General features: G+C 50.1%; 21 protein-coding genes and 4 tRNA genes. 9 read left to right on the forward strand and 16 right to left on the reverse strand.

The window, feature by feature from the left end:
• Positions 1 to 49 precede the first annotated feature (49 nt).
• The 4 genes from rplK to EIH22_RS01855 all read right to left on the reverse strand — a co-directional run bounded on the left by rplK (position 50) and on the right by EIH22_RS01855 (position 1,809).
• Positions 50 to 484 (reverse strand): 50S ribosomal protein L11, encoded by a 435-nt coding sequence (rplK, locus tag EIH22_RS01840; protein ID WP_124054121.1) that lies wholly within the window; start codon positions 482 to 484, stop codon positions 50 to 52.
• Between the two features lie 91 nt (positions 485 to 575).
• The gene (gene nusG, locus EIH22_RS01845; RefSeq protein WP_124054122.1) at positions 576 to 1,394 is read right to left on the reverse strand and encodes a transcription termination/antitermination protein NusG; all 819 of its coding nucleotides are present in this window, start codon (positions 1,392 to 1,394) and stop codon (positions 576 to 578) included.
• 47 nt (positions 1,395 to 1,441) lie between these two features.
• On the reverse strand, positions 1,442 to 1,684 hold the full coding sequence (gene secE / locus EIH22_RS01850) for a preprotein translocase subunit SecE (RefSeq protein WP_124054123.1): 243 nt from the start codon (positions 1,682 to 1,684) through the stop codon (positions 1,442 to 1,444).
• Between the two features lie 52 nt (positions 1,685 to 1,736).
• Positions 1,737 to 1,809 (reverse strand) — tRNA-Trp (locus EIH22_RS01855).
• 306 nt (positions 1,810 to 2,115) lie between these two features.
• Here EIH22_RS01855 and EIH22_RS01860 point away from each other — a divergent pair.
• Positions 2,116 to 3,324, forward strand: a complete 1,209-nt coding sequence (locus tag EIH22_RS01860) for a pyridoxal phosphate-dependent aminotransferase (protein ID WP_124054124.1) — start codon at positions 2,116 to 2,118, stop codon at positions 3,322 to 3,324.
• Positions 3,325 to 3,343: 19 nt separating this feature from the next.
• Here EIH22_RS01860 and EIH22_RS01865 read toward each other — a convergent pair whose 3' ends face one another.
• Positions 3,344 to 4,591: a phosphotransferase gene (locus EIH22_RS01865; RefSeq protein ID WP_124054125.1), complete on the reverse strand. Its 1,248-nt coding sequence runs from the start codon at positions 4,589 to 4,591 to the stop codon at positions 3,344 to 3,346.
• A 116-nt stretch (positions 4,592 to 4,707) separates the two neighbouring features.
• Here EIH22_RS01865 and EIH22_RS01870 point away from each other — a divergent pair, with 116 nt between their 5' ends.
• A complete protein-coding gene (locus EIH22_RS01870) occupies positions 4,708 to 5,745 on the forward strand; it encodes an adenosine deaminase (RefSeq protein ID WP_124054126.1) in 1,038 nt (345 codons plus the stop codon).
• Here EIH22_RS01870 and EIH22_RS01875 read toward each other — a convergent pair.
• The 5 genes from EIH22_RS01875 to EIH22_RS01895 form a co-directional block, all read right to left on the reverse strand.
• On the reverse strand, positions 5,738 to 6,913 hold the full coding sequence (locus EIH22_RS01875; RefSeq protein ID WP_124054127.1) for a UDP-N-acetylmuramate dehydrogenase: 1,176 nt from the start codon (positions 6,911 to 6,913) through the stop codon (positions 5,738 to 5,740). The two genes, EIH22_RS01870 and EIH22_RS01875, sit on opposite strands and share 8 nt — an antisense overlap.
• 103 nt (positions 6,914 to 7,016) lie before the next feature.
• Entirely contained in the window at positions 7,017 to 7,187 is a 171-nt protein-coding gene (rpmG, locus tag EIH22_RS09120; RefSeq protein ID WP_160148998.1) for a 50S ribosomal protein L33, read from the reverse strand.
• A gap of 56 nt (positions 7,188 to 7,243) precedes the next feature.
• Positions 7,244 to 7,317 (reverse strand) — tRNA-Met (locus EIH22_RS01885).
• A gap of 35 nt (positions 7,318 to 7,352) precedes the next feature.
• A tRNA-Thr gene (locus EIH22_RS01890) sits at positions 7,353 to 7,425 on the reverse strand.
• Between the two features lie 111 nt (positions 7,426 to 7,536).
• Positions 7,537 to 7,617, reverse strand: a tRNA-Tyr gene (locus EIH22_RS01895).
• 184 nt (positions 7,618 to 7,801) lie between these two features.
• On the opposite strand from EIH22_RS01895, the gene EIH22_RS01900 reads away from it, so the two are divergent.
• Positions 7,802 to 8,296 (forward strand): YajQ family cyclic di-GMP-binding protein, encoded by a 495-nt coding sequence (locus EIH22_RS01900; protein ID WP_124054129.1) that lies wholly within the window; start codon positions 7,802 to 7,804, stop codon positions 8,294 to 8,296.
• Between the two features lie 133 nt (positions 8,297 to 8,429).
• Here the strand turns inward: EIH22_RS01900 and EIH22_RS01905 are convergent, their stop codons facing one another.
• The 3 genes from EIH22_RS01905 to EIH22_RS08895 form a co-directional block, all read right to left on the reverse strand.
• A complete protein-coding gene (locus EIH22_RS01905) occupies positions 8,430 to 9,812 on the reverse strand; it encodes an FAD-dependent oxidoreductase (protein WP_124054130.1) in 1,383 nt (460 codons plus the stop codon).
• A 185-nt stretch (positions 9,813 to 9,997) separates the two neighbouring features.
• A complete protein-coding gene (gene hpf / locus EIH22_RS01910; RefSeq protein WP_124054131.1) occupies positions 9,998 to 10,663 on the reverse strand; it encodes a ribosome hibernation-promoting factor, HPF/YfiA family in 666 nt (221 codons plus the stop codon).
• 234 nt (positions 10,664 to 10,897) lie between these two features.
• Complete coding sequence (locus tag EIH22_RS08895; protein WP_160148999.1) at positions 10,898 to 11,293, reverse strand: phosphoribosyltransferase family protein; 396 nt, start codon at positions 11,291 to 11,293, stop codon at positions 10,898 to 10,900.
• A 1-nt stretch (position 11,294) separates the two neighbouring features.
• Between EIH22_RS08895 and EIH22_RS08900 the strand changes: the two genes are divergently transcribed.
• Entirely contained in the window at positions 11,295 to 11,525 is a 231-nt protein-coding gene (locus EIH22_RS08900) for a hypothetical protein (protein WP_160149000.1), read from the forward strand.
• Between the two features lie 376 nt (positions 11,526 to 11,901).
• On the opposite strand, the gene EIH22_RS01920 is transcribed toward EIH22_RS08900, so the two are convergent.
• The 3 genes from EIH22_RS01920 to mtrA are packed head-to-tail and all read right to left on the reverse strand — an operon-like array spanning position 11,902 to position 16,008.
• Entirely contained in the window at positions 11,902 to 13,590 is a 1,689-nt protein-coding gene (locus tag EIH22_RS01920; RefSeq protein ID WP_124054133.1) for an LpqB family beta-propeller domain-containing protein, read from the reverse strand.
• Positions 13,580 to 15,331, reverse strand: coding sequence for an MtrAB system histidine kinase MtrB (gene mtrB, locus EIH22_RS01925; RefSeq protein WP_124054134.1), 1,752 nt, complete (start codon positions 15,329 to 15,331; stop codon positions 13,580 to 13,582). The genes EIH22_RS01920 and mtrB overlap by 11 nt, the downstream gene beginning before the upstream one ends.
• Positions 15,328 to 16,008: an MtrAB system response regulator MtrA gene (gene mtrA, locus EIH22_RS01930; protein ID WP_124054135.1), complete on the reverse strand. Its 681-nt coding sequence runs from the start codon at positions 16,006 to 16,008 to the stop codon at positions 15,328 to 15,330. Before mtrA ends, mtrB begins: the two co-directional genes overlap by 4 nt.
• Positions 16,009 to 16,172: 164 nt before the next feature.
• Here mtrA and EIH22_RS01935 point away from each other — a divergent pair, with 164 nt between their 5' ends.
• From EIH22_RS01935 to EIH22_RS01955, 5 genes are read left to right on the forward strand one after another with little or no spacing between them, the layout of a single operon-like run.
• Positions 16,173 to 17,504, forward strand: a complete 1,332-nt coding sequence (locus tag EIH22_RS01935) for a glycerophosphoryl diester phosphodiesterase membrane domain-containing protein (RefSeq protein ID WP_124054136.1) — start codon at positions 16,173 to 16,175, stop codon at positions 17,502 to 17,504.
• The gene (locus tag EIH22_RS01940) at positions 17,501 to 18,166 is read left to right on the forward strand and encodes a DUF4129 domain-containing protein (RefSeq protein WP_124054137.1); all 666 of its coding nucleotides are present in this window, start codon (positions 17,501 to 17,503) and stop codon (positions 18,164 to 18,166) included. Before EIH22_RS01935 ends, EIH22_RS01940 begins: the two co-directional genes overlap by 4 nt.
• Positions 18,163 to 19,323: a DUF4350 domain-containing protein gene (locus EIH22_RS01945; RefSeq protein ID WP_124054138.1), complete on the forward strand. Its 1,161-nt coding sequence runs from the start codon at positions 18,163 to 18,165 to the stop codon at positions 19,321 to 19,323. The genes EIH22_RS01940 and EIH22_RS01945 overlap by 4 nt, the downstream gene beginning before the upstream one ends.
• The gene (locus EIH22_RS01950) at positions 19,304 to 20,302 is read left to right on the forward strand and encodes an AAA family ATPase (RefSeq protein ID WP_124054139.1); all 999 of its coding nucleotides are present in this window, start codon (positions 19,304 to 19,306) and stop codon (positions 20,300 to 20,302) included. Before EIH22_RS01945 ends, EIH22_RS01950 begins: the two co-directional genes overlap by 20 nt.
• Complete coding sequence (locus EIH22_RS01955; RefSeq protein WP_124054140.1) at positions 20,302 to 21,579, forward strand: DUF58 domain-containing protein; 1,278 nt, start codon at positions 20,302 to 20,304, stop codon at positions 21,577 to 21,579. The genes EIH22_RS01950 and EIH22_RS01955 overlap by 1 nt, the downstream gene beginning before the upstream one ends.
• The last annotated feature ends 5 nt before the right edge of the window (positions 21,580 to 21,584 follow it).

The following is a 21,584-nucleotide window of genomic DNA, read 5'->3' on the forward strand; positions in this document are numbered from 1 at the left end:
TTCTACCACGATGTCCCGAGGACACCTGCACCTTACGGTGCCTAAAAAATCAGATCTCGTCTGTGGTTAGACCCATGGAACGAGCGGTGCCCGCGATGATACGAGCAGCATTGTCAATGTCGTTCGCGTTAAGATCTGGCTGCTTCGTCTTTGCAATTTCGCGAAGCTGGTCAGCGGTAACGTGACCGACCTTGTTGGTATGTGGAACGCCTGAACCCTTCTTGATTCCAGCAGCCTTCTTAAGCAAGTCAGCAGCAGGTGGGGTCTTTGTTACGAAGGTGAATGAACGATCTTCGTAAACAGTGATCTCAACTGGGATGACGTTGCCGCGCATGGACTCGGTAGCGGCGTTGTAGGCATTGCAGAACTCCATGATGTTCACACCGTGCTGACCCAAAGCTGGGCCGATTGGTGGAGCTGGGTTTGCAGCACCTGCCTGAATCTGTAGCTTGATCAGGCCTGCAACCTTCTTCTTCGGTGGCATTTAATGATCCTTTGTTTCTAATGTGTACCGTCACATGGCAAAAGTGACGGGCGTCGAACAATCGCGACGAAAACGAACAATCCTGGGAGGATCAATCCATCTTCTGTACTTGACCGAACGACAGGTCGACCGGGGTTTCCTGGCCGACAAGTGTCATGAGCACGGTAAGTCGCTGATTTACCGCATCAACCTGTGAAATTGTAGCTGGCATTCCAACCCACGGCTCAGTGGTGAGCGTTACAGTTTCGCCAACTTCATATTCAGCAATAAGAACAGGAGCACCCGAAACTACTGGCTTTCCAGCAGCAACGGCCTCTTGAGCAACTTCTTGTTCAACAACCGGGGTGAGCATCTTCACGATCTCATCTTTAGTCAAAGCGACTGGATTTCGTCCGTTTCCGACAAATCCTGTAACACCATTCGTCTCCTGAACGACTCGCCAAGAGTCATCCGTAAGATCCATACGAACCAGTGCATAGCCGGGAATACGAACGCGCGAAACCCGCTTATTCTGACCCTTCTTCACTTCGATGACTTCTTCCATAGGAACTTCAACCTGGAAAATGTAATCTTCCATGTCCATCGAGTGAATACGGATCTCAAGATCCTGCTTTACGCGCTTTTCATATCCAGCGTAGGTGTGCAAAACGTACCAGCGACCCGGGAGCCCACGTAAACGCGCACGCACCATTTCTTCAGTGACGACGCCTTCTTCACTTTCGTCCTCGGAAGTAACAGCTGGAGCCTGGGCACTTTCTTCTGCCGGCGTTTCTACCTCACTTGCTTCTGCAACCTCGGAGGAAACGTCTTCAGAGGTAAGTTCCGTAGCTGAAGTCTCCACTTCAGAATCTGGAGTCGAACCATCGGAAAACAGCGGGCTGTTTTGCGATTCGAATGTTTCTTCAGGCATGATCCCTGCTCTTCCCTACTATGGACAATAACTACCGAGCGTTAGCGTCAGCCGAACACCCAGAATACAAATTGGCTGAACCCTAGATCGAGCACGCCAACAAAAATCATTACAACGATCAAGAATCCCACAACCGTGAGGAACATCGTCCACAATTCGTTTCCAGTTGGGCGCTGAACCTTCTTAAATTCAGCAAGAACCTGCTTAAAGAAAGTGACGATTCGGGCAAAGAAACCCTCTTTAGCGCCTTTGGTCGCACGGTGATCATGCGCTTTAGCAACGTTGTTCACGAGTGGATCCTCTCGGTTAATGTGGAAAACGGCCCGATTGGGCCGCTTTCTGCAGGGCAGGAGGGACTCGAACCCACAACCGCCGGTTTTGGAGACCGGTGCGCTACCAATTGCGCCACTACCCTATCGCTTAGCGAGCAGTAATAATTATGCCTGATGTTGAAGCATAATTTCTATTGCTTGGCACAGCTCAACCAACTTTAGTCGGCTTTTCTCAATTAGTCCAAACCGATTGAGCACCAAGATCTGTAATTCTCACCACGTCAACTGTGAGCAATCGCAATGAACTCCTTACGTTTTTCACTCAAAACCGTCAAAAATAGTCAGTTTTTAGCAAATAGGCGCACTAAATTACTCGGTACGCGAAATTCTTTAGCCCAGATTGCAATACAAAGACGCGCCACCAACGTGTTTTGTGACACGATAGACGTGTGAGCGAAAAAATTACAGCCCGCCGGGTCTCCACCCGCCTTGGGGCACTTCAAGAGTCAGCAACCCTCGCCGTCGACGCAAAGGCCAAAGCCTTGAAAGCTGAAGGGAAACCGGTTATCGGTTTCGGCGCCGGTGAGCCCAATTTTCCTACCCCTGATTTCATCGTAGAAGCAGCGGTTGAAGCTGCAAAGGATCCAAAGAACCACAAGTACACCCCCGCAAAGGGTCTGCCTGAGCTCCGGGATGCGATCGCCGCTAAGACTAAGCGTGATTCCGGCGTCGTTGTGGATCCAAACAACATCATCGTTACCAACGGCGGAAAGCAAGCCGTCTACCAGGCTTTCTGCTCTATCGTTGACGAAGGTGATGACGTAATCCTCCCCGCTCCATACTGGACCACCTACCCTGAGGTCATTCGTTTGTGTGGAGGAAACCCGATTGAGATCCTTGCCGGTTCGGACCAAGGCTACAAGGTCACCGTAGCTCAGCTCAACGCCGCGCTAACGCCGGCCACAAAGGCGATGTTGCTTTGCTCTCCGTCGAATCCCACGGGTGCTGTGTACACCTCAGAAGAGCTCAAAGCCATCGGAACCTGGGCCCTTGAGAACGGCGTTTGGGTTATCACTGACGAGATCTACGAGCACCTCATTTACGAAGGCAAGCCATCCTATTTGCTCGATGTGGTTCCAGAGCTCGCAGATCAGACCATCGTGGTTAACGGCGTTGCAAAGACCTATGCCATGACTGGCTGGCGTGTGGGCTGGATGTTCGGTCCAGCAGACGTTATCAAGGCCGCGTCGAATTTCCAGTCGCACATCACCTCGAACGTCTCAAACGTATCCCAACGCGCCGCGTTGGCAGCTATTACCGGTGATCAGAGCGTAGTTGCAGATATGAAGGCAGCTTTCGACCGCCGTCGTAAGAAAATTGTTGAGATGCTTCGCGAAATCGAAGGTTTCGAAGTTCCTGAGCCAACGGGTGCATTCTACGTCTTCCCAAATGTTCAGGCTGTGCTCGGCAAGGAGATCAATGGTCGCGTCGCCAATTCAACCTCTGAACTTGCAACTTTGATCCTCGAAGAGGCTGAAGTCGCCGTTGTTCCAGGTGAAGCTTTCGGCGCTCCTGGTTACATTCGGCTCGGTTATGCTCTTTCCGACGACGATCTGGTTACGGGTATCGAGCGCCTTCAGAAACTGTTCAACGCCTGAGCTTAATTAGCTGGAGCGATCAGTAGCCTTCTTTGTGTAGGCGCTGACCTCGTTCCACCCAACTCTCTGCGATACGGAGGCGGTTTTCCGCCTCCGTATTCCATTGTTTGCGCTGTTTACGAGCTCCAGCCACCAAGGAAATAACTACCCCAGCCGCAGACGCACACAAGGCCACCGGATCAACCCTCGAATTCAAGGCTTCAAACCAATCATCCGTAATACGTTCCACCGCACGGTACGGTTGTGGCGCGAGGCTCGGCAGAACGGACATATGTGCAAGCAAGCAAGCCCAATCGTGTACCCGGTGACCTGGACTTAATGAGTCAAGGTCAAGTAGACCCGTCAGTTCCCCAGAGCCTGGGTCCACATAAATATTTGCTTCGTAGAAATCACCGTGGACAGGAACGACCGGTCCAAGATCGGCGTCATGAAGAAGCTCACGAATATGGGTTGCGACCATGTGGCAGCGGTCTTCATATTCGGGAAGCGCTAAAGCTGCTGCGTGAGCATAGTGTTCACAGCGGTCCACCCATGCTGCACGTTTAGGCATTCCAAGCGCCAAATAAGGAAGTGAATCTAAACATTGTTCAAGCGACTGGAGCACCGAGCGTTGTTGTTTTGCTTGCGCAATTTCAACGCCGGAAAAGAATTTTGATAGCGGAGTCCCTGCAACCGGCGTCATTACAACAAAACCACGTGTTGATTTATAAACCATCGGCGCTGGGATACCGGCTTTCGTTACCAATTCTAAACGCCGTTCTAAATCAGATTGTTCGCTTTCACGAACAACTTTCCCATAGAGCGCACTGCCCCTTTCACGCTCAATTTTTACCACCGCACGGCGAGTTGGACGATAACCCAAAAGCTCTATATCAACTTGCTCTTCTAAAAAATCAGATAGGAGTGCCGGGCTACACGCTAACTTAAGAGCCGAGAGTTCGGGATCATTTGGGTGTTCCCAAATAGCAACTCGCGTTTCACCGAACCTCAGAATTTTCCCTTGCGCGTCGAAAATCTGATCGTCCTTAATGCGAGCCGTCGAGGCTACAACGTACATATCGGTGCGTCGTCGATCCTCATTGGCATCGACGATAATCGTGTATCCAACAGATACACCTGCACCCGGACGATGATGTACTTGATGGACTGCCCACGAACGCAAAATTCCACGGTCTGCAACTGCTAAGCGCAGCATTTCTCCCGCGCGAGTACCGGTGAGGAGCGCAAGGTCGCGTCTCTCCCTCAGTGCTCTTTCAGAATTTTGCATACTCTTTTTATATGAAACCTTCACCCTAAATACAAACTCACCACACCCTCTGTGACATTGGGTGCAGGAAATCGCATCTCTTGGAAAGTTTCAAGATCCGCTGGCAAACTAGGTACATGCGAGATCTCCAAGCTCTTCCTAAAGCTCACCTTCATCTTCACTTCACCGGCTCGATGCGGGTGTCTACTTTGAAAGATATGGCCCAGGAACAGGGAATCCGCCTTCCTGAAAATCTCACTGACAATACCGCGTTGCAAGTACCCGCTGATCAACGTGGCTGGTTTCGTTTCCAACGTGCTTACGACGCTGCCCGAAAAGTTGTTCGCTCTGAAGAAGCTATGCGCCGCATCGTACATGAAGCCGCTGAAGACGAAGCTCGCGAAGGTTCGCGTCGCCTCGAAATTCAGATTGATCCGACGTCGTATGCACCTTTCGTTGGCGGAATAACCCCCGCTCTCGAAATAGTTTTGGACGAAGCCACCCACGCCTCGCGAGATACAGGCGTACAGGTGGCAATCGTCGTCGCCGCCTCGCGATTAAAGCATCCTTTAGACGCACGGATCTTGGCTCGTCTTGCAGCGCAGCATGCCGGCGAAGGAGCAGGGAAGGTTGTTGGATTTGGCCTTTCTAACGATGAAAGACGCGGTAACACTCCTGAGTGGGCAGGCGCTTTTGAGATTGCACGAAAGGCCGGTCTAGCTGCAGTTCCTCATGGCGGTGAATTACTTGGTCCGTCGCATATTCGGGACATCGTCACGGCGCTCAAACCGCACCGCCTCGGGCATGGTGTGCGATCTGCGGAAGACCCTCGATTACTCGAGTATATTGTAGACCACGGTATTGCACTGGAAGTTTGCCCTGCTTCGAACGTTCAACTAGGCGTTTACAACTCGCTGGGAGATATTCCCCTTCGCACCCTCATTCAAGCAGGTGCGAAGATCGCTCTTGGCGCCGACGATCCTCTCTTGTTCCTCTCGAGACTCACTGACCAGTACGAGAACGCTCGAAAACTCGGTCTTACCGATCAAGAAATTGCACAGTTAGCGCACTCGTCCATCGATGCTTCGCTCGCTTCGCCAACCGACAAGTTTCGCTGGCACGCGGAGGTTAACGCATGGATCGCCCAACCAGATCCCGACGAGGAAATTAGATAGTTACGCCTACAAGCACTGGTTCAGGTACAAGCGTGACACCAAATTGGTCAAGAACGCCATCACGAATCGTTTGCGCTAGGCGAACGATTTCCTCCGATGTTGCTCCTCCCCTATTTGTTAACGCAAGTGAATGTTTGGTGGATACAGCCGCATTTCCCGGCAGGCCAAAGCCTGGTTTGAAACCTGCACGGTCAATGAGCCAAGCAGCAGAGGTCTTGATTTGCCCTGCTATTTGAGGTGCGGCAGCTCCTATTTGATCCACTGACGTAGACTGAGAGACTCCGTATCGCGGAGCATCTTCCGGCAAACTTTCAGCCTGCTCTTCGCTGAGAATTGGATTTGTAAAGAATGAACCGAGTGAGTAGGTGTCTCTATCTTGCAGGTCGAGGACCATACCTTTTCCACCTCGAAGCTTAAGAACCGCACCCCGAACATCCCTCGAGGGGACTCGTTCGCCTGGATTTATATCAAGCGTATTAGCAAGTTGAGCATAGCGAACCGGTTCAGAGAGAGTTGCTCTACGTAGGTGGAAAAGCACGTCAAGCACAATCCAGCGTGGAGATGGACCCCACGGTCCTTCAACCATCGAAGCCTTAAGAATCGAAGAACGGTATCCGAAATTAAGATCAGAGGCAAAGAAAGTGCGCACTGTTTTCGTTTTACGGTCGAACGTACGAACGGAAGCAATTGACGCTGCTACTTCTTGACCGTAGGCACCGATATTCTGCACTGGGGCGGCCCCTACGGTACCTGGAATACCCGAGAGCGCTTCTAGGCCCATCCAGCCATGTTCAATGGCGTATACGACGACTTCATCCCATGAGGTTCCTGCCGAAACGCGCATCTGAGCACCGCCGCAAGAATCTTCGGCAATGGTTTCGATGTTGGATCGTGCATCATGAATAACCGTTCCTAGGAAATCAGCGTCCGAAGCAAGGATGTTCGATCCGCCACCGAGCACCAAAAGTTTTTGTGATTCTTCGTCAAAGGTTTCAATAGCAGAGATGAAATCCTCTTCCGAAGAAACATTTTCAAATTGCTGAACTTTGCCCCCGACTCCGATAGTGGTCATTTGAGAAAGCCGAGTGGCATTGGGAGACAGCCGAGTAGACAGGACTGGTGCTTGGGTGCTGGTTGGCTCTGATGGCTCTGGAATCGAACAAGTCATACTTCAACCTTAATGATCGGCTAGCAAAAAAGAAAACCTCCGACGATGCGGAGGTTTTAATGCTCTGTTTTGAGCGATGCTCACCTTAAGAGCTGAGAACCGATCAACGGGTCTCGCGATGCGCCTGGTTCTTATTGCAACGAGGGCAGTACTTGTTCAGTTCGAGACGATCCGGCGTGTTACGACGGTTCTTCTTGGTGATGTAGTTTCGCTCCTTGCAAACCTCGCAGGCGAGGGTGATCTTAGGGCGAACGTCTTGAGACTTGCTAGCCACGGTTGTTTCCTCACGTTCGGTTTGATTGGAGAAGCGGGTGCTTCTATTGCCTATAGTAGCGGGGGCGGGGTTTGAACCCGCGACCTCACGATTATGAGTCGTGCGCTCTGACCAACTGAGCTACCCCGCCTCACTTCATTATTTAATAACTTAAACAATGAATCGAGCCCCGAAAGGGAATCGAACCCTTGACCTTCTCCTTACCATGGAGACGCTCTGCCGACTGAGCTATCGGGGCAACGCTGGATAGCTTACCAAATCTCTCAGGTAATCTACCAACTTAATAACCAGATAAACACGGTGAACAAGATCACCAAATCTATCCGATCTGATCGATAAACGATCTCGGTGGCGGGTGAGGGATTCGAACCCCCGAACCCGAAGGAGATGATTTACAGTCACCTGCATTTGGCCACTCTGCAAACCCGCCATCGTGTTTAGTTTTTTAAACCTCGCACGTCAAAGAAGATTAGCAGTTAGGGTGGGTATCCTGTCAAACCAATTAGCATTATTGGGCATGAAGTGCTGGTCACATTTCTGACTATGAGTGTATATACGATTCGATTCAATACCCTATAAGCTGTATACATACCGAAAAGGAAGGGAGCCATTCAATGGCAGATTCATCATTCGATATTGTTTCCAAACTCGACCGCCAAGAAGTTGATAACGCAGTCAACCAGGCAGCAAAAGAGATTAGCCAACGTTATGATTTCAAGAACGTCGGGGCCTCAGTTGAACTCTCTGGCGAGAGTATCACTATGATCGCTAACTCCCCTGAGCGAGTTCTTGCCGTGTGGGACGTCCTACAATCGAAACTGATTCGCCGTGGACTTTCACTGAAGCAGGTCGATGTTGGCGACGCCGAACCTAAGGCCTCTGGTAAGGAGTACCGTCTTGTTGGGTCGCTTAAAGAAGGGATCGACCAAGAGAACGCCAAGAAGATCACCAAGATCATCCGCGATGAGGGACCAAAGGGCGTTAAATCACAAATCCAGGGCGACGAAGTACGAGTTTCTTCAAAGTCTCGAGATGCCCTGCAAGACGTCATTTCTTTGCTCAAGAGCTCAAAACTCGATGTTGCTCTTCAGTTCGTCAACTACCGTTAATTCATCAATTCACTAGCTAGTTGACAGCTACTGATACGGGTGGGGTGTGATGATATTAGTTATCATCACACCCCACCCATATCAGCTTCCGTTACCGATAATCAACAGGCTTGACGGAAATGAATTTACCTAATCAATAAAGCTTCCCATCGTGTTCTTCACCACGCGAAACAGCAGTCATCGTCTCACGCTCAACAACCTTGATACGCTCACGCCCAGCTGGTTCACCAAGCGACTTTTCATAGGCTTCTAGGAGTTCCCACCCCTGCCAAGTTGTGTAGCGGACATTTCGACTTTCAAGAACTGCTTGAGTTGCCTCCCAGCCAAGATCTTCAGTCGTAGCATGGAGAAGACCAGCTTCATAATCCGCTACCAAATTCCCTATGGTTTCTTGAGCATCAGACTTAGTTGAGCCGATAAGGCCAACCGGGCCACGTTTAATCCAACCGGTGGCGTACATGCCGTTCACTACGCCAGTTTCATCAATGACGCGGCCTCCTACATTTGGAACAACTCCACGAATGTCGTCGAACGGTGCTCCTGGGATCGGGGAGGAAAAATAGCCTACCGCACGATAGACAGCTTGAACCGGGTAATCAATAAACTCACCCGTCCGAGCGGTAGTGCCATCCCCTTTAAGGGCGTTACGAGCCATGCGAATACCTTCGACGTGTTCTGCACCAAGCACTTCCGCAGGTTCTTGCAACATATGCAGGTGGATACGACGCGAAGCAGTCTTCTCCTCTTCTTGATCAAAGAGGTAGTCAGTCAAGATATTTACTACCTGGCGCGTCATCTTCGATTCTGCAACAGCACTCTCCGAAGCCTCGTCATAATCGTAGTCTTCTTCATAAACAATAATGTCTACATCCGGCACTTCACCCAGCTCACGCAATTCCATAGGAGAGAACTTCACCTGCGCAGGGCCTCGGCGGCCAAATACGTGAACATCTGTAACTGGTGACTGACGCAAGCCTTCTTCAACATTTTGTGGAATTTCAGTGCTCATCAAGTCATCTGGATGCTTCGCCAAAATACGCGCAACATCTAAGGCAACGTTTCCAACTCCAATAACCGCAACCTCTTTAGCGTTCAATGGCCACGTACGCGGGTAATCAGGATGTCCGTCATACCAAGAAACAAAATCTGCAGCACCATAAACTTCAGGCAAATCTGAACCAGGGATATTAAAAGGTCGATCGCGATCAGCGCCGGTAGCGATAATAATTGCGTCGTAGTGCTCATGGAGTTCATCGAATGTTACGTCTTTACCGATTTCTACATTACCGACGAGTCGAATATCACCACGCTGCAAAACGTTGTACAACGCCTTAATAATCTGCTTAATACGCGGGTGATCAGGAGCAACTCCATAGCGAACTAACCCATATGGTGCCGGGAGTCTTTCATATAGATCAATCTGAACATCGACGTCGGACTTCGACAAAATATCGGAAGCATAGATTCCTGCTGGACCAGCTCCGATAACGGCTACTTGTAGCGGACGATTACTCACAAAAACCTCTTCCTAGAATTATGGTCTGTGTAAATCGTACTAGCTCCGCGAATTTCGCCATAGATTAGTTAAGAGTGGGTGACCAATTCGTCAAAATTGGTCACCCACTCTTCGTCATATGCGGTTGACGATTTACGTCAAATAAGTGCTACAACGGTTTGTTGACGCTAGATTCTTATTGCATTTTAAGAAGCTACGGACTCTCCAAAGTCGGAGGTCTTTGCATCGAGACGAATAATTCCATAGGTCCATCCGTGACGACGATATGCCGCACATGGTTGGAGTGTTTCAGAATCAATAAAGAGATAGAACGGATGCCCGACCAACTCCATCTCATAGAGCGCTTGGTCCACCGTCATTGGTTCAGCTTCGTATAGCTTCTGACGAAGAGTTACCGGCGAATCCCCTAGTTGTGTTTCTACCGCCTTACCCGGTTCGGTTGGAATCGTCTTTTCCTCAGTCTCAACTTGTCCTTCTTGCTTGAGACTATGTAACAAAGCTTCAATATCTAGATGCTCGGGTTCATGCTCCCACTTGCCTCCCTTGTGGTGGCTCTTTTGGCGCTCATGTGCGCGTCGTAACTGCTCAACGAGTTTCTGTGTAGCAAGATCAAGTGCTCCATAGCGATCTGAAGCAGCAGCTTCAGCTCTAACTACTGGACCTTTATCTCGAACCGTAATTTCGATCTTCTCAGAAATTTCGGCCTGAGCCGGGTTAGATTCGTGGGTAACTTCTACATCAACGCGCTGCGCACGCGGTGCGAATAGCTCAATCTTTGCCAGCTTTTCTTGAACATGAGCACGGAACTTGTCTGAAACCTCAGTGTTTCGACCTTTAACTACAAATTCCACGACGACCTCCTGATTGGCCTATCTAGGTGCGGGAAACTCCCGCGGAATAAGGGAAAACTCACCACATAGGTGAGCGATGAATCGAGCATCACCCCCTAAACCCTCTAGACCTCAGAGTGCAAACCACATCGGATCTGCACCAGCCTCAAGCTGGAATATATCCTGCCTGTTCACGACTTCGGTGTATTAACTTTGAGTACCTCAACTATACCTGATTTTTTGCTGACATGTGACTTATGCCACCAGCGAAATTCGTGGATCTTTTGCCATTGCTAGCGCAAATCCCCCTATCACCCTTCCACCTGACTTCCGCACTGCGCGAAAAGCAGCATCGAAAGTGGCACCCGTGGTCACGACGTCGTCGACCAAAATTACGTCGACTCCACGCAAATCAGCGACGCAATAGATCGAATTTCTCTTCGCCTTTCGTTTCTCTAATCCTTCGCTCCCCGGGACTACTCGCACAAACGGCAGTCTCCGCCCTTGTTTCCCGTTCCATGACTTTCCAAAACTTCGAAATAACTCGGCGACGGAAGTTACGCCTTCTGGCTGAAGGATATTTTTCTTTCTAAGAAGATTTCTCACCTCGATCTGGGTTTCTTCTCCAAGTACTTCGCTTAACTCCCCCACAATGAATCTCCCTTCATGTAAACGCTTCCATCGTGATGCGATTGGCACGATAATTATGGGAACAGCAGAATTAAGCGCTGGAAACGCCTCACATATCCTTACTTCCTCGAACAGCATCTTAAGTTGGATTCGCCATACGGACCTCATTACCCGCGACAGCCCTGCTGACTGTGTGTTTTTCCAGGTAACAATCGTCTCAGCAACTACACCACTGTATTCACAAGGAGAATAAATCGGAAACAGAGAATAATCACCACGCCCTGAACCTTCGATATGTTGTAGCACCTGCGTGTGGTGGTCTGCTCGGCACCAAAAAGGAACAAAAGATTCTATACAGTGTTCGCACAGATCAGAATCCCATTGCCCACATGAGACGCAGGCGCGCGGGTAGAGTAAGTCAAGTACCTCCCCGAGAACTTTTCTATGCATTCCTAACAATGATTCGAGCATTTCCACTGTTGAAAGTATGCAGAGTTCGAAAGAAAACTTCTCCCGTCCCAAAAAATCCGTGGTAAAGGTAACCGCTTTCTTTTATCGTGGACAAGCACAGTCTGCCAAAACTGTTATAGAAACCCACCAAGGAAAATTGAGGCACGAAAAATGCAGAATCACCCGGGAAGAGCTGGTGACTTATAACCTTGTGCGAATACTCGCCATACACCGCTGAGGTACTCGTAGAGGGTGCCTTTTTGATCCAAAAGAACGATCGAATCACGGCCACGTCCACCGGTAAGTTCCGTCGCTCCATCGATCGCAGTGACGTGAGTTGATGGGCCACCAACTTCAGCAATGTAGAGTCCGTGGGTAGACTGATCCACTCCCTTTGCAATCAGTGCAAACTTAGATTCACTAATCCACGCAACGTCAACGATATCTTTAAGCCTCTGAACTATTGGGATGGAATCTCCCAAGCTAATTGGGGTACCTGAGCCATCACGCACAATAGATACAGCACAAGCTAACGTGGCACCCTCACGGTCATAGACGACGATCATGCGCGATCCCTCACGCGAAACCCTAACTGATCGAATATGCGAATTTGCCACTTCAGGTAAATGCATCTTGGTATTGGCACCAGTCGTGGTGTTGTAGACGCCGAAGTCGCCCGCAGAATCACTTTCTCCAGTCCACACCCATGAATATGAATCATAGCTCGGTGGGATTAGCTTCTTACCAGATGTAATCTGCGTAAATCTATTGTTCACAAAATCGAGACTCTGCAGCTGCGTACCACTATTAGATAACGCGACAGCCTGTTGAACTTGATCGGAGTAGCTAACTGCTAAATCGCTAAGACCCATTGATTTCAAGGCGTCGGATTGACTTAGCAGTTTGGGTTTACCATCCACAATCTGCGCAGGCACTCCATCTACCAAAGCCGCGAGTGGTGCCGTTGCATACGGGTAAGCCGGAAGTTCTAGACGCGAACCCGCCGCAAGCTTTGCTCCGCCCGACGTAAGTTCAACTTGCTGCACCAGACCGGTTGAGGTCAAGGTTCGGAAGAATTGCGTCTCGATAAGTGCGCGCTGCCCTTCCGAAAGAGATGCCACCGACGACGAAAGGTCGATTTTTGCTACCGAATCCTCCACCGAAACGGCCACGTTTTCTACCGCAAGATCGAGTGGGATCGCACTATGGACAGCTGGGTTAAGCCACGGAGATGGACCCTTAACAAGTCCCTTGGCCAACTGAGCAATCACCTCTTGACGTGGATACCAACGAATATCGGCAACCAATGAAGTGTTACTTAAATTGAGAAAGTAAAGAGGGGCCTTGACGTACAACGAAACAAAAAGGGATTGAGGCATCGAGATACCGTCGTCGAGAACAGCAATTCGCCATTGACCTTCGCTATTGAGCATTAAAGTGAACTCGTTGGAAATAATCGAATCCACTGGTGACGCAGCATAGCGGCCTTCGGCGTCGAGCGACCCTAGTGCTTTAACAGAAACACGGACAGCTTCCGTTGGTGTTCGCGAGAACTTTCGGGATTCACTATCTGGGAAAACACGCACAGAAGCAGTCGGGTTCCAACGCGCAGCTGCCTCAGGAGTCAGATATTGACGCGCCACCACAAAGTCATCTGAATTACCCACTGACGACGCTCGCATAAAGCCTTCTACCAGCTCTTCCGGTGAAGAATCGGCAGACGGACCCTTCGGGTTGAGCACGATGCCTCCGTCGGGACGTACGTCGTCTTCTACTACATGTACAGCTCCTGTTGTAGGCAAACTTCCTGAGCACGCAGCAAGCAAGAATAAAGCCGAACACAAAACCGTGCGGAATTTACGATTCATCTTCGCTGTTGTCCTCCTCAAACTCAGTCAGCTCATTTTCTACAGCTAATACTTCAGGCGCGGGAAGCGAATCATCAACTCCGAGGTCAAGGTTTATTTCAGGAGGAAGCTGCAGTGGTTGCGGAGCATGTAATTCAATTGGTTTCACAAAGGTTTCACCAGGCGCTTTAGGAAGCGTCATCAAGAACATCGAGCCGACGCCGAGCGCCCCCACAGCTTCGAGCAGGCCACCGTGCAAAAGTGCGTCCTCGCGCGCAATCGTCAAGCCAAGACCAGTACCACCTGTTTTACGAACACGAGAAGAGTCGGCACGCCAGAAACGATCAAATACGTGTTCTGCTTGTTCGTCGGTCAGTCCAACCCCATGGTCAACGACCGACACAGCAACCGCGGACTCCCCTCCTTGGACATGCACGAAAACAGGAGCACCTTCTGCGTGCTCGAGAGCATTAACGACGAGGTTTCGGACGATACGTTCCACTCGACGTCCCTCGATTTCCGCCGTCGTATCTCCATCAGCCGTGAAGATAACTTCCACACCGTTATCGTGAGCGAGCGGTTGAGCAATATCAATGACGTGATTGACGACGTCGCGAAGATCCGTTGGTTCAGTAGCCAACGTCATGGCACCAGCATCGTACCGTGAGATTTCCAAAAGATCGGTGAGCATGGAATCGAGATTGATGAGCTGAGCGTGCTGCAACTCAGCGCTTCGTTTCAAAGAAGTCGATAGTTCTTCGCGCTTATCGTAAATGAGCTGACCAGCCATACGGATCGTCGTCACCGGTGAACGTAGTTCGTGAGAGACGGCGGAAACAAAGTTTGTTTGAAGCTCAGACATTCGCTCGAGGCGTTTGAACTGGGTTTCGAGCGATGAAGCCATCTGATTGAAGGAAAGGGCGAGACCGGCAAATTCGTCAGTACCCTTTACTTTCATTCGAGTATCAAATTCACCTTCCGCCAACTGTTGAGCATTCTTGGAGACTTCTTGAATCGGGCGTAGAAGCATACGCAAAACAAGCACCGTAAAGAACAAGATCAAAGTAAGCATCGCGATCGCAGCGATCGCCAGCACTTTGTTCGTGGTAGAAAGCAGTTCCTGCTGGCTCTCCAAGGAATAAACCGCATAGAATTCGTAGCTACCGGAGTTAGGGATTTGGATCGAGGTTCCGATCACGATTCCAGGTAAGTCCAAAGCATTATCGCGCGGGATCTTAACCGATTGCCAAGCTATACGGTGACTTGTACTAACCTCGCTTCGAATCTCCCTCGAAACGAGGAGACGAACCTTCGTTGCGGAAGCCGTTGCAGGCTCAATGATCTGTGCTGGAGTCGGAGTTTGATCAACCGTACGCAGAAGCACCGCACCGATCAGTCCACGCGACGGATCATACATTGAGGAAACCAGCTGGTTTGCGACTTGTTGAGCCTGACCCGTCGTTGGTGAAGCCGCCGCCGAGAAGCGCTCTTGGGCGATAGCTGCTTCGCTTTTGAACTGCTTTATACTTGACTCTGCAGCTTGATTAAAAACTGCTGAGCGAATCTGAGTTGTAATAACTACTGAAGTAACACCAACACCAACGATTCCACCCACGAGGATAAATACGATCAGTCGCGCTCTGAGCGAGGAAGCCCACATCGCTTGAATCTGATCGATCGTATGCGAAAGCCGCTCAAAAACACGCTGTTTTCGATCGATGTTTTGAGTTTTTTCGCTACCCTCGATAATTTCTTGGGTCACTCGCGGCCAGCTCCAGCCCGGTATCCCACCCCACGAACCGTTAAAACGACTTCAGGGTTTTCAGGATCTTTCTCAACCTTTGCGCGAAGACGTTGAATATGAACGTTCACCAAGCGAGTATCTGCTGAGTGGCGGTATCCCCAAACAATTTCCAACAGCTCATCACGCGAGAAAACTTGGAAAGGCTTACGCGCAAGAACCGTTAGAAGCTCGAATTCCAGCGGTGTCAGGTGTAATACTTCTTCTCCGCGCTTCACTTCGTGCGCGGTGAGGTCAATAGAGAGATCCGCTACGTGAATCACTTCAGATTCAGGTTCTTGACGGCGCAAGCGAGCTTTCACCCGAGCAAGGAGAATCGAGTTGTCGAATGGTTTCGTAACATAATCATCCGCACCGGCCTCAAGCCCTGCAATCACATCAACAGAGTCCGTTTTGGCACTCATCATAATGATCGGCACATCGGATTCCTCGCGAAGCTGACGACATACTGACACTCCGTCTAATCCTGGGAGCATAACATCGAGCAAGACCAGCTCTGGCCGTTCCGCCCTAAAAAGTGGCAAGACATTTAGTCCGTTGGCACACACGGTTACGTCATATCCTTCAGATTCAAGAAGGATAGCAACCATTTCGGAGATGCCTGGGTCATCGTCAACAACAAGGATACGCGCGTTCATACCTCTATATTCTCATGTTTTGCGAATTAAAATCATGCACTCATCGCTTATCTTTCTATCGCTTGGACCACAATTTCGCCATTTTTCTCCTCTAAACAGTGGAACACCTGAGCTCACAGTAGGTTAAAATAAACGTGACAAGCCAAAACTTGAAGGAGATTACAGTGGAAGACCACACTCACGACGAGCACTCTTCAGAACCACCAAAGCAGCCATGGGCGCCGCAGTCCTCGTCCGATTCTCAATCCTCCCAACCGCAATCCCCTTTTAGCAACAGCGGTCCGACCAACGCTGGTTTTGGTCAAAGCGATCAAATTCCCCAAAGGAACCAGTACAACCAGTATGGTCAGGGGCAATATGCCACCAACGCTCAGGGCTCTTCTAATAACCAATATGTTCCAAACAATCAGTATGGTTCTCCGCAAGCGGATACTTACAGGCAACCGGAAGACTACAGTCAACCGGCAGCATACGGCTACGAACAAAAGGGGCAATACGGAGTTGCAGATCCTCGCGCTACCCAATTCTCCTCCGGCTGGCGTACGGTAATTCCACTCCATCCCCTCGGCGTTGGCGAAACACTCGATGCGGTTCTACGTTTGATCAAATTTAACCCAGTGGCTTTCATTGCTTTCCCCGTAATCGTTGGTCTGATCTTCTCCGTGGTTTCTAGCGGATTCATTGCAATCTTCGGCGAATCAACTTTCCTTTCCTCCTTACAAGACCCAACGTCTTTTTCCGCAGAAGCATCCATCGAACTTGTTGGCTCCTACGCTTTCATGACTACACTCATCTTGGCGTTCTTTTCACTGTTACAGACATCGATCATTACCATCGCTGGAGCTCGCGTAACTCTCGCCTCGGTCCGAGGTAAGAAACTTCCGCTTTCCGAAACCTTCAAACTGGTTGCTTATAAATTCTGGAACAATTTCTTTAAACTCATCGCAACCACCATCCTTCTTGGACTGGTCTACTTTGCGGCATTCTTTGTTGTCGGTTTGATTGTGGTAAGCATTATTGCAGCTACAGCACCAAGTGGACCCGACGACGTTTCCGGCGGCACTATTGCGTTAATTTTCCTTTTGTTCTTCCTACTCATGCTGCTATTCTTGGCATTCTCGATTCGCGTCATGCTTGCTCCAACAGCTGTCGTTATCGAAGGCGCAGGTCCAATCGAGGCAATTAAGCGTTCATGGAATCTGACCCGTGGATCGTTCTTCCATATTCTTGGTCTGATCGTCCTGACGATTTTCTTCGGGATAGCCGTAGGAATCATCTTCATGATTATCTTCGCAATCGTTGGAGGTATTACCGCTTCCACGGGATCTTCCGGAGCCCAAATCGCCACCTTGATTTCCTTCAGCCTTTCCATGCTGATCGGATCTGCCCTCATCGTCCCATTTACCACCGCATTAACTAATATGGTTTACATAAACATGAGATTCCGTCGCGAGAACTTCCACCAGCAGCTACTTATGGAGGCAACCGGCCGATGATTTTGGATGTGCCATCCATACCTGACGCCGATACGGCACGGCAGTTAGCCGAAGAGGAATTGGCAAAAGCGAAATACCGCAATGCTGAATCTCTCGTCCAGCGTTTCATCTCATGGTTGGGTGACCTTTTCAAACGCACATTTTCGGATGGAACTTCGCAGCTCAAAGTCGCGGATATCATCCTCTTGGTTTTGATCTTCGCACTGTTAGTAGTCCTCGGATACCTAATCGTTCGTTATATACGTCGGGCTCGCGTTAAAGCCAAGAACGTTTCGATAGCCGAAGCCGCTAAACATTCGTTGTTCAACGATTCACGTACCTCGGCTCAGCTTTTCGCCGATGCCGACGCCGCACTGCAACGACGCGACGTCAACCTCGCCGTCGTCGAACGCTTCCGGGGCGTTATCAGGCACTTGGACGAAAAGAAGTATCTAGCTATTAGACCTGGCATGACCGCCACGGAAGCTGCGCGGGATGCTAGCTCCGCGATCTCCCACCACGAGTTACTTTTTGAAAATGCTCAGTGGTTCAACAAGGTTTACTATGCTGACTACGTTGCAACAAATGAAGCTGTGGCACTTTCCTATCGCGTTATGGAAATAGTTAAGGCAATGCCTATGCACAAAACGCGCAACGAAGTATCGGAGCTGATCAACAAATGAGTGATCAGCGTATCCTTAACACCCGTAGTGTCACTTTCCTTCCCCACAAGGAGAAGAAATCGCGCGCCATACTAGTACTAGTTTTGGTACTAGCTCTGTTGGCGGCCCTGGTGGCGAATCTGTTCTTTACGCCCTTGCAAGATAATAATCCGCTATCGCCAAATTCCACCTCCGACAAAGGCTCTGCGGCGCTTGCAACATTGCTCAAGGATCAAGGGGTGAAAGTCCAGCATGTCACTTCTTCGAAAGAACTCAAGGATGTAGATGACGAGTCCACCATTTTGGTCACTAATCCATCCATGGTGAGTGACGACGACATCGCCTCCTTGGTAGATGCCGATGCCCGGATTCTTATTCTTGGCACAGAAGAATTTATGGACGCTGATCGCTGGGGATTTTCTGGCTCGGTAAGTGCACGACCATCGCGTAGCGTGATCGCAGATTGTGATCTTCCAGCCGCCAAGGTAGCTGAAGAAATCGGGCCCACCAGCACTACTATTTCAAGCTCGGAGCAAAACTCCTGTTTCGTCTTGGGTACTCAATCAGTGTGGGCAACAGCATCGAGCAACCCGAATATTTCTTTTTTCGGTGCTCCCCAGACTCTGAGTAACAAGTACCTCGATAAGCGTGGAAACGCTGCATTTGCACTCCATATACTGGGAGCAAAGCCAAAACTCTTCTGGCTTCAAGATTTCACCAGCACAGAAATCATCGAAAACAAAGAACTTGCTGTGACTATGCCACCGTGGCTTTACACCGGAAGTATCGCTGTTCTTGTGAGCGGATTGTGGCTAGCAGTGTTCAGAATGCGACGTTTTGGCAGCCTTGTTCCAGAGTCGATGCCAGTCATCGTGCCCGCTGGCGAGACTCAACTCGGTCGAGCTCGGCTCTATACCCGTGGCAAGGACTACCCGCATGCCGCATCAGTTCTGCGAGCAGACGCAATTCAGCGTTTTGCATCGCGCCTCGGCTTACATCGTTATTCCACGCGTCAAGACGTCGTTTTGGCGTTCGTCGCAGCCACTAACCAAGAAGCCACCAGTATTTCCAACATCCTATATGACAGACAAATCCGTTCCGAACGAGACTTGCACCGACTTGGTGAAGACCTCAATGAACTAATTAAGGAAATTTCACATGACAAACGCAACTCCTGAGCAGTCATCAAGGCCAGTATCCACTCCAAATCAAGCTCTTGTTCAAAAATTCATTAATCTTCGAGCCGAGATTGGCAAAGCAGTTGTAGGGCAAGACGACGCTGTTTCAGCGATCCTCATCGCCTTATTATCCGAAGGTCATGTTTTGCTTGAGGGTGTTCCTGGAACTGCGAAAACACTCTTGGTTAAAGCTCTTTCTGCAGGTCTAGCGCTTGATCACAAACGTATCCAGTTCACTCCTGACCTTATGCCAGGTGATCTAACCGGCTCATTGATTTACTCCAGCGCAAGTGGAGAATTTGTATTCAGGCCTGGACCGGTATTCACGAATATCTTACTCGCTGACGAAATCAACCGTACGCCGCCTAAAACCCAGGCTGCATTGCTTGAGGCTATGGCCGAGCACCAAGTCACCGTTGATGGTGAGCCGCGTACGCTTCCGACGCCGTTCACCGTCGTCGCCACGCAAAACCCGGTGGAATACGAGGGCACCTACTCTCTACCAGAAGCACAGTTGGATCGATTCCTGCTTAAGGTTGAGCTTCCACTTCCACCTCGTGAAGTAGAGGTGGAAATGCTCAACCGCCACGCCCACAATTTTGACCCTGCCCGCATCGAATCTGCTGGAATTAAAGCTGTTGCTGGTGAGGAAGACGTGATCGCTGCACGTAGCGAAATCCGCCACGTTGAAACTCATCCAGCGATTATCGATTACATCGTTGATTTAGTACGAGCTACTCGCGAATCGCCTGCAATTAACCTTGGAGTTTCACCGCGAGGAGCAACCGCACTTCTTCATGTTTCACGAGCTTGGGCTTGGCTTAACGGGCGAATGTTCGTCACTCCTGACGACGTCAAGGCTCTTGCAATTTCTGCACTAGCTCACCGCATTTCTCTCCATGCCGATGCCGAATTGGACGGTCTGACCGCCCACCAGGTAATTTCATCAATCCTTAACTCGGTTCCGGTTCCGCGCTGATGTTTATTCGTCAAAACGCCGTCATTCTTTCGCTTGCTGGTATCGTCGTAGCACTGTTGTCGAACAGCCTTTTTGTGTTGTTCCTATTTCATGGAAGCTTGGTAGCGCTATGCCTTCTTGACATAGCATTTGCACCTACTCCACGATCTCTCATGGTTGAACGGCAAGCCGACCAATCTGTCCGAAACAGTGAAACCAGTACCGAGACGCTTATCCTTACAAATGCCTCCCATAGTCATTTACGCGGTGAGCTCAGGAACGCTTGGCCAGCTTCAGCGGGTCTAGACCCCCAAGTTCATAGTTTTGACCTGAGTCCACTGGCTCAAACCACCGCGAGCGCCACGTTCACCCCATATCGGCGAGGCACACTCAAATCCGAGCACGTGACGATTCGTACCTTCGGACCAATGACTCTAGCTGGGCGACAAAAGGAATTCACAAGCCCTTGGGATCTTCGTGTTCTTCCACCTTTTCATTCCCGCAAGCATCTTCCATCTCGCCTCGTTCGCCTGCGAGAACTGGAAGGACGCGCGTTGCTTCTAGTCCGTGGTCAGGGAACCGAATTCGATTCCTTACGTGAATATGTTGCGGGCGACGACGTTCGCGCTATTGACTGGCGATCTACCGCACGTCTAGGCCACACCGTGGTGAGAACATGGCGACCAGAACGCGACCGCAAAATTGTTATTGTGCTTGATAGTGGTCGAGCTGGTGCCATGCGTATTGGGGAATTCCCAGCATTTGATTCATTCATCGAAAGTTCATTGCTACTCGCAGCTCTCGCCACAAAGGCTGGCGATCAAGTAAGTCTCTTTGCCTTGGATAGTGAAGTACACGGCAGAGTGAAATCTAAGGGATCAGCAAATATTATTAATCACCTTGCTGAATCTCTCGCTGATGTTGAACCAACGCTGAGTGCAACTGATTGGCTCGTTGGGCAACAAACCATTGATTCCCTCACTCAGCAGTCAGCGTTGGTGGTTATTCTTACCTGTGCTGGTCTTGGTACCGTCTCCGATGGCTTGGTCGACGTATTGCCACAGCTTTCACGCAGGCACCGAGTACTAGTTGGAACACTGACGAGCGACGATGCCCAGCGCAGCGATCAAAATACGATTTTCACCGAAGCTAGTATTGCTCGTTCGCGGCTTGAAACAGCGGCAATTCTTCAAGAAATCAAGAGACTTGGAGCCGTAGTGGTGACGGGATCGGAATCCACCCTTGCACCGCGCATTGCAGATCGCTATATCGACTTAAAAGCTCGTGGTCAGCTCTAATTGTT

It is taken from the genome of Arcanobacterium ihumii (assembly GCF_900604515.1).
Lineage (GTDB): Bacteria > Actinomycetota > Actinomycetes > Actinomycetales > Actinomycetaceae > Arcanobacterium_A > Arcanobacterium_A ihumii.